This window comes from Pseudomonas sp. WS 5079, from assembly GCF_012985465.1.
Lineage (GTDB): Bacteria > Pseudomonadota > Gammaproteobacteria > Pseudomonadales > Pseudomonadaceae > Aquipseudomonas.
In genome coordinates, this window is the sequence record NZ_JAAQWN010000014.1 from 90415 (window position 1) to 104271 (window position 13857).

11 protein-coding genes and 1 tRNA gene are annotated in these 13857 nt (G+C 60.8%); all 12 read right to left on the reverse strand.

The window, feature by feature from the left end; translation table 11 throughout:
* Window positions 1–38: 38 nt before the first annotated feature.
* Window positions 39–1490 carry an efflux transporter outer membrane subunit gene (locus tag HBO05_RS27110; RefSeq protein ID WP_170043469.1) on the reverse strand — a complete coding sequence of 484 codons (1452 nt, stop codon included), beginning with the start codon at window positions 1488–1490 and terminating at the stop codon, window positions 39–41.
* Window positions 1487–4663 carry an efflux RND transporter permease subunit gene (locus HBO05_RS27115; RefSeq protein WP_172314739.1) on the reverse strand — a complete coding sequence of 1059 codons (3177 nt, stop codon included), beginning with the start codon at window positions 4661–4663 and terminating at the stop codon, window positions 1487–1489. The genes HBO05_RS27110 and HBO05_RS27115 overlap by 4 nt, the downstream gene beginning before the upstream one ends.
* Window positions 4660–5826 (reverse strand): efflux RND transporter periplasmic adaptor subunit, encoded by a 1167-nt coding sequence (locus HBO05_RS27120; protein ID WP_169956054.1) that lies wholly within the window; start codon window positions 5824–5826, stop codon window positions 4660–4662. The genes HBO05_RS27115 and HBO05_RS27120 overlap by 4 nt, the downstream gene beginning before the upstream one ends.
* A 347-nt stretch (window positions 5827–6173) precedes the next feature.
* Window positions 6174–6250 (reverse strand) — tRNA-Pro (locus HBO05_RS27125).
* A 90-nt stretch (window positions 6251–6340) separates the two neighbouring features.
* The gene (locus tag HBO05_RS27130) at window positions 6341–6697 is read right to left on the reverse strand and encodes a MerR family transcriptional regulator (RefSeq protein ID WP_003174972.1); all 357 of its coding nucleotides are present in this window, start codon (window positions 6695–6697) and stop codon (window positions 6341–6343) included.
* Window positions 6678–6980 (reverse strand): integration host factor subunit alpha, encoded by a 303-nt coding sequence (gene ihfA / locus HBO05_RS27135; protein ID WP_002553164.1) that lies wholly within the window; start codon window positions 6978–6980, stop codon window positions 6678–6680. The genes HBO05_RS27130 and ihfA overlap by 20 nt, the downstream gene beginning before the upstream one ends.
* A 3-nt stretch (window positions 6981–6983) precedes the next feature.
* Window positions 6984–9362 carry a phenylalanine--tRNA ligase subunit beta gene (gene pheT, locus HBO05_RS27140; RefSeq protein WP_172314741.1) on the reverse strand — a complete coding sequence of 793 codons (2379 nt, stop codon included), beginning with the start codon at window positions 9360–9362 and terminating at the stop codon, window positions 6984–6986.
* A 26-nt stretch (window positions 9363–9388) separates the two neighbouring features.
* Window positions 9389–10405, reverse strand: coding sequence for a phenylalanine--tRNA ligase subunit alpha (pheS, locus tag HBO05_RS27145; RefSeq protein ID WP_169953514.1), 1017 nt, complete (start codon window positions 10403–10405; stop codon window positions 9389–9391).
* Window positions 10406–10513: 108 nt separating this feature from the next.
* Window positions 10514–10870 (reverse strand): 50S ribosomal protein L20, encoded by a 357-nt coding sequence (rplT, locus tag HBO05_RS27150; protein WP_003174975.1) that lies wholly within the window; start codon window positions 10868–10870, stop codon window positions 10514–10516.
* Window positions 10871–10899: 29 nt separating this feature from the next.
* Window positions 10900–11094 (reverse strand): 50S ribosomal protein L35, encoded by a 195-nt coding sequence (gene rpmI / locus HBO05_RS27155; protein ID WP_002553160.1) that lies wholly within the window; start codon window positions 11092–11094, stop codon window positions 10900–10902.
* Between the two features lie 60 nt (window positions 11095–11154).
* A complete protein-coding gene (gene infC / locus HBO05_RS27160; protein ID WP_169851780.1) occupies window positions 11155–11706 on the reverse strand; it encodes a translation initiation factor IF-3 in 552 nt (183 codons plus the stop codon).
* The gene (thrS, locus tag HBO05_RS27165; protein WP_169953513.1) at window positions 11706–13628 is read right to left on the reverse strand and encodes a threonine--tRNA ligase; all 1923 of its coding nucleotides are present in this window, start codon (window positions 13626–13628) and stop codon (window positions 11706–11708) included. Before thrS ends, infC begins: the two co-directional genes overlap by 1 nt.
* Window positions 13629–13857: the final 229 nt, after the last annotated feature.

A 13857-nucleotide genomic window follows, 5' to 3' on the forward strand; every position in this document is an offset into this window, starting at 1 on the left:
AACACCGCAAGCACAGCGCTTGCGTACAACAACGGCGTCTAACGCAGCGCCGCAGCGCCGCTGCACACCTGCCCCGCCTGCTCGCAGATCTGCCAGCCACCGCCGAGCGCCTTGTAGATGCCGACCACCGCCAAGCGCTGCTCGGTGCGCGCCACGGTCAGTGCGCGGCGGCTGGTGAAGTCCGCGCGCTCTGCCTCCAGTACGTCCAGGTACACCCCCTCACCGTCCGTGAAGCGCGTGCGGGCCAACCTCGCCGCCTCGCGATTGGCCGCCGCCTCCAGCAGTCGCAGGCCCAGGGTGCTGCCCGCCGCACTGTTGGCCTGGAACGCGTCATCGGTTTCCTGCAGGGCGCGTAATACGGTCTGGTCGTAGCTGATCAATGCCGCCTGGGTGCGCGCCTCGCTGGCGGCAATCCGCGCACGTACGCGCCCAGTGTCCAGCAGCGACCAGCGAATGACTGGTGCAATAAAGTTCGACTGCATGCCCGAATCGCCCAAGGCGCCGAGGCTTCCGGCCAGCAGGCCGATGGAGCCCTGCACCTGGATGTCCGGATACAGACCGGCTGTTTCCACGCCGATCTGCGCGGTCTCGGCCGCCAGCACACGTTCGGCTGCGGCGATATCGGCGCGCCGGGCCAGCAAGCCGGCCGGGTCACCCACCTGCAGGGTGCGCAGGTTCAAGGTCTCACGACCGGGCCTGGCCTGCGGTGGCTTGAACCCTTGCGGCGCCTGCCCCAGCAAGACCGCCAGTGCATTGGTAGTGGTTGCGCGACGCCGCTCAAGGCCGGGGGCGACCGCCTCGACATTGCGCAGCAAGGCCTCGGCTCGCAGCCGATCGAACTCGGTGGCGGCCCCCACACTGACCAAGTGCTCCACCAGGCCCAGGCTGTCGCGCTGGCTTTGACTGATGTCCGCCACCACCGCCTGCTCGGCTTCGACCCCTTGCAGCTCGAACCAGGTCGCGGCAACCGTGGCGGCAACGCTCGCCTGTACGCTGCGCAGCAACGCCTGGCGCGAGCCCGCCTGGGCCTGCGCGGCCTCCACCGAGCGCCGGACGCGGCCAAACAAGTCGATTTCCCAGGCGGCATCCAGCGCTGCGCGCGTGGTTTCAAGGGAGCGCTGCTGGCCGGACGGCGTCTCGACTTCGCTGCGCTGTCGGTGCTCATACCCTAACGCGGCACCGCCGCTGGGCAAGAAGCCCTGGCGGCTCTCGCGCAGCATCGCCTTGGCTTCGTCGAGCCGCGCGGTGGCGATGCCGATATCGTGGTTGGCCGCCAGCGCCTGCTGGATCAGTTGGCTGAGGGCCGGCTCATCGAACACACGCCACCACTGCACCTCGACATCGCCCGTACCGAGACCGGCGATGGGTGCGCCGAAGCTCGCCGGCCGTTGCGCGGCGGGCAGCACCGGCGCGGAATAATCGGGCCCGACTGCGGTGCAGCCAGTCACCAGGAGCGACGACAACAGAAACGCTTGATAGGCCAATCTCATGACGCGCTCTCCTCCAATTGCAGCTTGGGACTCGCGCCCTTGCGCTGCAAACGCAGGGCAAGGCTGCGCATCACCACATAGAACACCGGCGTCAGGAACAGACCGAACAGCGTCACCCCCAGCATCCCGGCAAACACCGCAACCCCCATGGCATGGCGCATCTCGGCCCCGGCTCCGCTGGCAAATACCAGCGGCACCACGCCAGCGATGAACGCCAGTGAGGTCATCAGGATCGGCCGCAAGCGCAGTTGGCACGCGTGGATAACCGCTTCCAGCGGGCTGGCGCCTTCGGCTTCAAGGCTGCGGGCAAACTCGACAATCAGGATCGCGTTTTTCGCCGCCAGCCCCACCAGCACCACCAACCCGATCTGCACGAACACGTTGTTGTCGCCGTCCACCAACCAGACGCCAATGATCGCGCTGAGCAGACACATGGGCACAATCAGCAAGACCGCCAGGGGCAGCAGCCAGCTGTTGTACTGCGCGGCCAGGATCAGGTAGGCCAGCAACACACACAGCGGGAAAATAAACAGAGCCGATGACCCGGCGAGCTTTTGCTGGTAGGTCAAGTCCGTCCATTCAAAGGTCACGCCCTCGGGCAGCACCTCCTGCGCCAGGCGCTCCATGAGCGCGACGGCCTGCCCCGAACTGACCCCCGGCATCGCTCCGCCGGAGATGTCGGCCGAGGGGTAGCCATTGTAGTGAATCACCCGATCGGGTCCGGAACTCGGTGTGACGGTGACAAACGCCGACAACGGCAGCATGTCCCCGGCCGCGTTGCGCACCTGCAGGCGGCCGATGGCTTCGGCCTGCATGCGGTGGTCCGCGTCGGCCTGGGCCGTCACCTTGTAGGTGCGGCCGAAACGGTTGAAGTCGTTGACATACAGCGAACCGAGGTAGACCTGCAAGGACTCGAACACATCGGCCAGCCGCACCCCCTGGCTCTTGACCTGGGTGCGGTCGATATCGACATTCAACTGAGGCGCGTTGACGTCAAGGCTGGTCATCAACCCAGCGACCTGGCCCGACTCGGTGGCTTTGGTCATCAGCACCTGGGTCTGCTGCACCAGAGCCTGGAGCCCGACCCCGCCACGGTCCTCGACCTGCAGCTTGAAGCCGCCGGTCACCCCAAGGCCGGGCACTGGCGGCGGTGGGAATACGCCGAGGAAACCGTCGGGAATGTTCGCGAACTTGGCTTGCAGGCGCCCGGCGATGGCAACCGCCGCCATGTCCGCAGAGGTACGCTCTTTGAACGGATCAAGCATGATGAACATCACGGCGGCATTCGGTACGTTAACGAAGCCGTTGACCGACAACCCAGGGAATGCCACCACGCTTTCGACCCCTGGTTCATCCAGGGCGATTTTCGACATTTGCCGCACCACTGCGTCGGTACGATCCAGGGAGGCCGCGTTGGGCAATTGGGCGATGCCTACCAGGTAGTACTTGTCTTGCATCGGTACGAAGCCCGCCGGTACAGCACTGAAGCCGAACCAGGTCAGCGCCAGCAACCCACCATAAACCAACAGCGCCACGCCGCGACGGCCCACCACCTTGCGCACCGTGTTGCCATACGCCTGCGGTGCCCGCTGGAACGGCCGGCTCAGCACCTGCACCATGTGCGCGGCGCGACCGCGCAGGCTACGCGGATCATGTACCACGGCGGCACCGCGCGGGCGCAGCAACAGTCCGGCGAGTGCCGGGCTGAGGGTCAGGGAGTTGACCGCCGACAGGATCGTGGAAATCGCGATGGTCAGCGCGAACTGCCGATAAAACTCACCTTGCAAGCCACTGAGGAAGGCCGTGGGGATGAACACCGCAGCCAGTACCGAGGTGATCGCAATGATCGGCCCGGTCACCTCGCCCATCGCTCGTCGCGCAGCCTGCGTCGGCTCCTCGCCGTTCTCGATATGCCGCTCGACGTTCTCCACCACCACGATTGCATCGTCGACCACGATCCCGATGGACAGCACCAGGCCGAACAACGACAGGGTATTGAGGGAAAAGCCCATCAGATGCATGACCGCAAAGGTGCCGATAATCGACACCGGCACGGCCATCAACGGGATCAGGGATGCGCGCCAGTTACGCAGGAACACCACCACCACCAGGACCACCAGTAGGATCGCTTCCATCAGGGTGATGGCCACTGACTCCAGCGATGCACGCACAAACACTGTCGGGTCATAGGCAATCCGCGACACCATCCCCTCGGGGAAGTTGGCCTCCAGGCGCTGCATGGTATCGCGCACCGCCTGCGCCACATCGAGCGCGTTGGCGCCCGGGCTCTGGATGATCTGCAAGGCAACGGCCGGCTCGCCATCCAACAGGCTGCGCAACGCGTACGCATCGGCGCCCATTTCCACACGGGCCACATCGCGCAGGCGCGTCACCTGGCCGTTATCGCCGGTGCGGATGATGATGTCGCCAAACTGCTCCTCGTCCGTCAGGCGCCCGAGGGTATTGACCGTGACCTGGAATGCCGCACTGGAGTCAGGCGCCTGGCCGACCGAGCCGGCCGCCACTTGCACGTTCTGCTCACGCACGGCGCTGATCACGTCGCCTGCGGTCAAGCCACGGGCGGCGATCAGGTCCGGGTCGAGCCACAGACGCATGCTGTACTCGCCCGCACCCCACACCAGCACGTCGTTGATCCCCGGAATCCGCGACAGCTCATCGCGCACCTGGAGGTAGGCATAGTTGGAGATATAGAGCGGGTCATAACGTTGGTCAGGCGACAGCAGGTGGACCACCATGAGGATGTCCGGGGAGGTCTTCTGCGTGACCACGCCGAGGCGCTGTACCTCTTCGGGCAAACGCGGCAGGGCCCGCGAGACGCGGTTTTGCACCTGGATCTGCGCCATGTCCGCGTTGGTGCCCTGGGCAAAGGTTGCGGTCAGGATCATGCGGCCGTCGGTCGCCGATTGCGACGTCATGTACAGCATGCCCTCGACCCCGGTGATCACCTGCTCAAGTGGCGCCGCCACCGTCTCGGCGATCACCTGGGGGTTGGCGCCCGGATAGGATGCGGTCACTTGCACGGTGGGCGGCGTCACGGCGGGGTATTCGCTGAGCGGCAAATGAAAGAAGGCCACGATGCCAGCGATCATCATCAACACCGACAGCACGATGGCGAAGATCGGCCGGTCAATGAAAAAGCGTGGGAAGCTCATTGCACGCCCCCCATGACCAGCGGTGCATCCAACGGCGCGCCGTCGATGTTGGCGGCCAGCGGCGTCACCTGCATGCCGGGGCGCACCAGCCCCTTGACCACAATGCGCTCACCCGGCTGCAGGCCCTGCTCAATCACCCGCAGGCCGTTGGCCATCGGCCCCAGCTCGACGGGGCGGTATTCGGTCTTGTCGCCTGCGCCGACCACCAATACATAGCGGCGACCCTGGTCAGTGCCGATGGAGTGGTCGGCCACCAACACCCGGGGTTGCGGCGCGCCGGTGTCCAGCTTGACCTTGGCGAACAGCCCCGGCGTCAGGCGCCCGTCGGGGTTATCGACCACTGCACGCGCACGCACTGTGCCGGTCTTGCGGTCGGCCGCATTCGCCAGGAAGTCCACCCGCCCGGCCCGCGCATAGTTTGCGTCGTTAAGCATCGCCACCATGACCTTGGCGGCCTTTTCCCCCTTGGACGCGGCATCCTCCCGAGTCGCGGCGAGCGAGCGCAGGTAGGTGCGTTCATCGACATCGAAATACACATGCAACGGGTCAATGGAGACGATCGTCGTCAGCGGCGTCACCCCACGGGTGACGTAGTTGCCCTCGGTGACAAGGGCACGGTCCACGCGACCGCTGATGGGCGCGGTGACACGGGTGTAACTCAAATCCAGTTGGGCGGCGTCCAGCGCTGCCCTGGCGGCATCAACCTGGGCCCTGCCGGCGTTCAGCGAAGCAATGGCAGTGTCGAGCCGATCACGCGCCACCACTTTTTTGGCGAACAGTTGCTCGGCTCGGCCATGCTCGGCCTGGGCCAGCAATGCGTTGGCCTGCGCCTCACGCAAGCGCCCCTTGGCAGCGTTCAGCGCGGCCTGGAATTCCCGTGGGTCAATCACAAACAAAAGACTGCCCTTGGCCACGGATTGGCCTTCGGGCACGCTGACCTGCTGCAGGTAACCACTGACACGCGGGCGCAGCTCAACCTGCTCAATCGCGGTCAAGGAACCGGTGTATTCGACAAACGGAGTCACCGGCTGCGCAACCACCTCGGCCACCGGCACACCAGGCGGCTTGGCGGCATCAGCCACAGGCGCGCTCTCATTACAGCCACCCAACGTGAACACGACAGCTATCGCCACGGCGCCCAGGGTTATTCGCTTGCCGTACATCGTGTACCTCCTTGTAATTTTCAGGACAAACCAACACTTGAGGTTTTATCCGGCTTGCCATGAGGGGAAGGTCAAGTGTTATGAAAATGACAGGTGGGGTTTGTTTGAGGCTTGAGCGTGCGGGGTGATTTTCGAGCACATGCAATCTCGGGTGCGCGGCTGCGGGGGCTAGACGCAGATCGATGAGAGATATCTGACGCGCGCGCTCAAGGAGGATCGGGAGGAGGCGGTTGTTATAAGGGATGGAAGGCTCAAGAGATGCCGGATAGTTTTGCGCGGGTTTTGTGCAGGCACAAAAAAGCCGATCTAGCTGATCGGCTTAAGTGTCTGACTTTAGTCAGGAAATATGGTCGGGACGGAGTGATTCGAACACTCGACCCCTAGCACCCCATGCTAGTGCGCTACCGGACTGCGCTACGCCCCGACTAGGCGTGAAACTGGGTTCGCTTCATAACGAAGCGATCAGGAATATACCGCAAGCATTTGAAATGTGGAAGTATTTTAAAGGCTTGTTTCACTTTTTCAAAACCACCAGTACATCTTCCAATTCGGAGATCATCTGGCGTATCAGTTGCTTGTATTGGGTGGTGTCGTCTTTGGCTTCATCACCGGACATACGCTGGCGTGCGCCGCTGATGGTGAACCCCTGGTCGTACAGCAACGCGCGGATCTGTCGGATCATCAGCACATCCTGGCGCTGATAATACCGACGGTTCCCGGTGCGTTTGACGGGGTTGAGTTGAGGAAACTCCTGCTCCCAATAGCGCAACACATGCGGTTTTACCGCACAGAGTTCGCTGACTTCACCAATGGTGAAGTAGCGTTTGCCTGGGATGACGGGTAGCTCGTCGTTATGACTTGGTTCCAGCATAAGCCTCAACTCGGGCCTTCAACTTCTGCCCTGGACGAAAGGTGACCACACGGCGAGCCGTGATCGGGATTTCTTCTCCCGTTTTTGGATTGCGGCCAGGCCGCTGGCGTTTGTCCCGCAGGTCAAAATTGCCGAAACCGGACAATTTGACCTGTTCGTTGTCTTCCAGAGCGTGCCTGATTTCTTCAAAAAACAGCTCGACCAATTCCTTGGCCTCGCGCTTGTTCAGACCCAACTCTTCGTACAGACGTTCCGCCATCTCAGCTTTCGTCAAAGCCCCCATACGTCACTTCCTTAACGTGGCGTTCAACCTTTGTTCGAGCGAGGTGAGGATATTTTGCGTCGTGGTATTCACCTCATCGTCATTAAGAGTGCGCGATGGATGCTGCCAGGTCAAGCCAACTGCAAGGCTTTTTCTATGCGGATCAATGCCTTTACCCTGATAGACGTCAAATAGCCTGAGGTCCGTCAGCCATTCGCCTGCATTTTCTCGGATTACTTGCAGCACGGCGCTGGCCGCGACATCACGATCCGCCACCAGGGCCAGGTCACGACGCACTTCCGGGAAACGCGACAGCTCGCTGAATTTAGGCATCTTGCCCGCAGCGACTTCAGCCAACACCAGCTCGAAGACGAACACAGGACGGTCGAGACCGAGGGTTTTCGACAGTTCAGGGTGGATCGCACCGACGAAACCGACCAGGCGACCTTCGCGCTCGATGCGCGCAGTCTGGCCTGGATGCAAGGCCGGGTGGCTGCCAGGGACAAACGCGAAGGCATCCAGCGCGCCGGCAAAGCCCAGCACCGCTTCCACGTCCGCCTTGACGTCAAAGAAGTCCACTGGGTCGCGACCCTGCGCCCAACCTTCCGGCAAACGGCTGCCGCAGACCACACCAGCCAGCATCGGCTCTTGCTTCAGGCCGTCCAGTTGGCCGACAAAGCGCAGGCCGCTTTCGAACATGCGCACGCGGTCCTGCTGACGGTTCAGGTTGTGGGAAAGTGCTTTCACCAGGCCTGGCCACAGGGACGAGCGCATGGCTGCCATGTCGTTGGAGATCGGGTTGGCCAGCAACAGCGGCTCGACACCCGGGGTGAACAGTTCGAACTGCTTGGGATCAATGAAGCTGTAGGTCACCGCTTCCTGATAACCACGGGCGACCAGCAGGCGACGCAGCTCAGGCAGGTGTGCACGGGCTTCGGTCTTGGGTTGCGGGGCCAGGCGCGCTTGCGGGTAACGAACCGGAAGGCGATTGTAGCCGTACAGACGGGCCAGCTCTTCGATCAGGTCGACTTCAAGGCTGATATCAAAGCGATGGCTTGGCACTTCTACACGCCATTGCCCTTCCCCATCAGCGCTGACGCCCAGGCCCAGACCGGTCAGCAGGCGCACGATTTGCGCCTCTTCAATCACCAGGCCGAGCATTTGCTCGACGCGCTGAGCGCGCAACGTCACCGGTGCAATCGACGGCAAATACTGCTCGCTGACCGTCTCGGTGATCGGGCCAGCTTCACCGCCGGTGATTTCCAGCAGCAGGCCGGTGGCGCGCTCCATGGCTTCACGGGCCAGTTGCCAGTCCACGCCACGCTCGTAGCGGTGCGAGGCATCGGTGTGCAAGCCGTAAGAACGAGCCTTGCCCGCCACAGCGATCTGGTCGAAGAACGCGCTTTCAAGGAACACGTCACGGGTCGTCGCGGACACACCACTGTGCTCACCGCCCATCACACCGGCAATGGCCAGGGCGCGGGAATGATCAGCAATCACCAGGGTATCGCTGCGCAGGGTGACTTCCTGGCCATCGAGCAAGACCAGCTTTTCGCCTTCCTCGGCCATACGCACGCGGATCCCACCGTTGATCTCGGCCAGATCGAAGGCGTGCAGCGGTTGACCCAGCTCCAGCATCACGTAGTTGGTAATGTCGACAGCGGCATCAATGCTGCGCACGTCGGCACGACGCAGGCGCTCGACCATCCACAGCGGGGTCGGCCGGGACAGGTCGACATTGCGGATCACACGACCCAGGTAGCGCGGGCACGCGTTTGGTGCCAGCACTTCGATGGAACGCACTTCGTCGTGGACTGCTGGGACCGCTGTCACTACCTGACGCGTGACAGGCACGCCGTACAGCGCACCGACTTCACGGGCCAGGCCAGCCAGGGACAGGCAGTCGCCGCGGTTCGGAGTCAGGTCGACTTCGATGCTGGCGTCTTCCAGGTCCAGATAGACACGGATGTCCTGGCCTACTGGCGCATCAGCCGGCAGCTCCATCAAGCCATCATTGCCTTCGCCAACCTGCAACTCCGCCTGGGAGCACAGCATGCCGTTGGACTCGACGCCACGCAGCTTGGCTTTCTTGATCTTGAAGTCACCGGGCAGCTCGGCACCGATCATCGCAAACGGGATTTTCAGGCCCGGGCGCACGTTTGGCGCACCGCACACGACCTGGAAAGTTTCCGCGCCATTGCTGACCTGGCACACACGCAGCTTGTCGGCGTCCGGGTGCTGCTCGGTGCTCAGCACCTCGCCCACTACCACGCCACTGAAAACACCGGCGGCCGGCGTAACGCTATCGACCTCAAGACCGGCCATCGACAGACGAGCAACCAGCTCATCGCGATTTACCTGCGGGCTTACCCAACCACGCAGCCATTGTTCACTGAATTTCATCCTGCTCTCCTAAAGGTTCGTTACGACTAGCGAAATTGCGCGAGGAACCGCAAGTCGTTGTCGAAGAACAGGCGCAAGTCGTTCACGCCGTAACGCAGCATGGCCAGACGCTCGACGCCCATGCCGAAGGCAAAGCCCGAGAATTCTTCTGGATCGATCCCGGACATGCGCAGCACGTTGGGGTGAACCATGCCGCAGCCCATGACTTCCAGCCAGCCAGTCTGCTTGCAGACCCGGCAGCCTTTACCGCTGCACATCACACACTCCATATCAACTTCGGCGGATGGCTCGGTGAACGGGAAGTAGGACGGGCGGAAACGTACCGCCAGCTCTTTTTCGAAGAACACCCGCAGGAATTCTTCGATGGTGCCTTTGAGGTCGGCGAAATTGATATCGCGATCAACCAGCAGGCCTTCGACCTGGTGGAACATCGGCGAGTGGGTGATATCGGAGTCGCTACGGTACACACGGCCTGGGCAGACGATGCGGATCGGCGGCTGCTGCGATTCCATGGTGCGGACCTGTACCGGCGAGGTATGGGTGCGCAACAGCATGTTCGCATTGAAATAGAAGGTGTCGTGCATCGACCGGGCCGGGTGATGGCCTGGGATGTTGAGCGCCTCGAAGTTGTGATAGTCGTCTTCGACCTCAGGGCCTTCGGCAATGCCGTAGCCGATGTGGGTAAAGAACTGCTCGATACGTTCCAGAGTCCGGGTAACCGGATGCAGACCGCCAGAGGTCTGGCCGCGGCCAGGCAGGGTCACGTCAATGGACTCGGCGGCGAGCTTGGCCGCAAGATCGGCCTCCTCGAACAACGCCTTGCGCGCATTGAGAACCTCTGTGACACGCTCCTTGGCAACGTTGATCAGCGCGCCGACTTGCGGGCGCTGTTCGGCCGGCAGATTGCCCAGGGTCTTCATCACCTGAGTCAATTCACCTTTTTTGCCAAGGTAGTGAACCCGGATTTGCTCCAGGGCATTGATATCTTCAGCGCTTTGCACAGCCTCAAGAGCTTGAGCGACCAGCGCGTCCAGGTTTTCCATGTACAGACTCCAGATACAAAATAGGGGAAGAGCTTGAAGGCTCTTCCCCTATTTATGACGTTTACCACCTTGGACTACGGCGTAGCCCAGGGTGACTGTCGGGGGTACTTAAGCCAAGGTGGCTTTAGCTTTCTCGACAATCGCAGCAAACACCGCTTTTTCGTTCACGGCCAGTTCAGCCAGAACCTTACGGTCGATTTCGATGGACGCTTTTTTCAGGCCAGCGATGAAACGGCTGTAGGACAGACCGTTAACACGAGCACCAGCATTGATACGAGCGATCCACAGAGCGCGGAACTGACGTTTTTTCTGACGACGGTCACGGTAGGCGTATTGGCCTGCCTTGATTACCGCTTGCTTGGCAACACGGAATACGCGTGAACGCGCGCCGTAGTAGCCTTTAGCGAGTTTCAGAATTTTTTTGTGACGCTTACGGGCAATGACGCCACGCTTTACACGAGCCATGAGTTACTTCCTCTATTCTTGATCCAAAATTAACGAAGGCGCAGCATGCGCTCGACTTTTGCCACGTCAGACGGATGCAGCAAGCTGCTACCGCGCAGTTGACGCTTACGCTTGGTCGACATTTTGGTCAGGATGTGGCTCTTGAAAGCGTGCTTGTGCTTGATACCGTTAGCAGTTTTCAGAAACCGCTTAGCAGCACCACTTTTAGTCTTCATCTTTGGCATGTTCGGATACTCCGCATTCAGTTGATAAACATAATCAGAAGGCCTGCCGTGCCCTATTGATTACTTCTTCTTTTTCGGGGCGATGACCATGATCAGCTGGCGTCCTTCCATCTTAGGATGCTGTTCGACGGAACCGTACTCCAGCAGGTCAGCTTCAACCCGCTTGAGGAGTTCCATACCCAGCTCCTGGTGGGCCATCTCACGGCCGCGGAATCGCAAGGATACCTTGGCCCTGTCCCCATCACTCAGGAAACGTACCAGGTTGCGCAGTTTTACCTGGTAATCCCCTTCCTCCGTCCCTGGACGAAACTTGATTTCTTTAACCTGGATCTGCTTCTGGTTCTTCTTGGCTGCGGCAATCTGCTTCTTCTTTTCGAAGATCGATTTGCCGTAGTCCATCAGCTTGCAGACAGGAGGTACAGCATCGGCGGAAATCTCCACCAAATCGAGCTTGGCTTCTTCAGCCTTAAGAAGCGCGTCTTCAATTGACACAATCCCAAGCTGCTCACCCTCAGCCCCAATTAACCGAACCTCGCGTGCCGAGATATTCTCGTTGATCGGGGCTTTCGGTGCAGCTCGTTTATCTTGTCTCATTTCACGCTTAATAATAATTACTCCGAATCTGGGCGACCACGCCGGGAAACCGCTTGCGCGAGGAACTCAGCGAACTGGGCGACGGGCATCGAGCCCAGGTCAGCACCTTCACGAGTACGCACAGCGACAGTCTGCATCTCGACTTCCCGATCTCCGATAACCAAAAGATAGGGAACCTTGAGCAAAGTATGCTCGCGGATTTTAAAGCCGATCTTTTCATTTCTCAAGTCGGACTTGGCACGAAATCCGCTTTCGTTGAGTGTTTTTTCAACTTCAGCGGCAAAATCGGCCTGTTTATCAGTGATATTCATGATCACTGCCTGGGTCGGAGCCAACCACGCAGGGAAAGCGCCCTCGTAGTGCTCGATCAGGATCCCGACGAACCGTTCGAACGAACCGAGGATCGCCCGGTGCAGCATAACCGGGTGTTTACGGCTGTTGTCTTCGGAGACGTATTCGGCTCCCAAACGGATCGGCAGGTTAAAATCGAGCTGCAAGGTACCACATTGCCAGACACGGCCAAGGCAATCTTTCAGCGAGAACTCGATTTTAGGACCGTAGAACGCGCCCTCGCCCGGCTGCAGATCGTACGCAAGGCCCGCACTGTCTAGCGCTGCGGCCAGTGCAGCTTCGGCGCGATCCCACAGCTCGTCGGAGCCAACGCGTTTTTCCGGACGAGTGGACAGTTTCATTTCCACTTCGGTAAAGCCGAAATCGCGATAAACGTCCATGGTCAGCTTGATGAACGCGGCGGACTCGGCCTGCATCTGCTCTTCAGTGCAGAAGATGTGGGCGTCGTCCTGGGTGAAGCCGCGCACGCGCATGATGCCGTGCAGCGCACCTGATGGCTCGTTACGGTGGCAGGCACCGAATTCGGCCAGGCGCATCGGCAGCTCGCGGTAGCTCTTCAGGCCCTGGTTGAACACCTGCACATGGCACGGGCAGTTCATCGGCTTGATGGCGTAGTCGCGGTTTTCCGACTGGGTCGTGAACATGTTGTCGGCGTAGTTGGCCCAGTGCCCGGACTTTTCCCACAGGCTACGGTCAACGACCTGCGGAGTCTTGATCTCCAGGTAGCCGTTTTCGCGCTGAACCTTGCGCATGTATTGCTCAAGCACCTGGTACAGGGTCCAGCCGTTCGGGTGCCAGAACACCATGCCCGGCGCTTCTTCCTGGAGGTGGAACAGGTTCAGGCGCTTGCCGATCTTGCGATGGTCACGTTTTTCGGCTTCTTCGATGCGCTGGATGTAGGCAGCCAGCTGCTTCTTGTCAGCCCAGGCAGTGCCGTAGATCCGCTGCAGTTGCTCGTTCTTCGCATCGCCGCGCCAGTAGGCACCGGACAACTTGGTCAGTTTGAACGACTTGAGGAAGCGCGTGTTCGGCACGTGCGGACCCCGGCACATGTCGACATATTCTTCGTGGTAATACAGGCCCATGGCCTGCTCGTCCGGCATGTCTTCCACCAGACGCAGCTTGTAGTCCTCGCCACGGGCGGTGAACACGTCGATCACCTCGGCGCGCGGCGTGACTTTCTTGATGACGTCGTAATCTTTCTCGATCAGTGCGTGCATGCGCTGTTCGATGGCTGCCAGGTCGTCCGGAGTGAAAGGACGCTCGTAGGCGATGTCGTAATAGAAGCCTTCGTCGATGACCGGGCCGATCACCATCTTCGCGGTGGGGTACAGCTGCTTGACCGCATGGCCAATCAGGTGCGCGCAAGAGTGGCGAATGATCTCCAGCCCCTCTTGATCCTTGGGCGTGATGATTTGCAGGCTGGCATCGGAGGTGACCAGGTCGCTGGCATCAACCAGCTTGCCGTCGACCTTGCCGGCCACGGTGGCCTTGGCCAGGCCTGCACCGATGGATGCGGCGACCTCGGCTACGGAAACCGGATGATCGAATGAACGTTGACTGCCGTCGGGAAGAGTAATAGTTGGCATGGCGCCTCCTCTCCTAGTGGTGACCCCTACCAAAGGTCACGTGGGTTGGGATGAGCCAGTACAAGATCCAACACCAGGCCGCTCATTGCTGAGCGCCTGCCTTACAGCGGCAGGAGCCTTTCGGCCAACCGATAATCGAACCAGAGTGACTGGAGTTAAACAAAAGAAGCCTGGCATGAAAAAAGCCAGGTCGTGGATGCTAGCACAGATGAACGGTCATGGCGCTGCC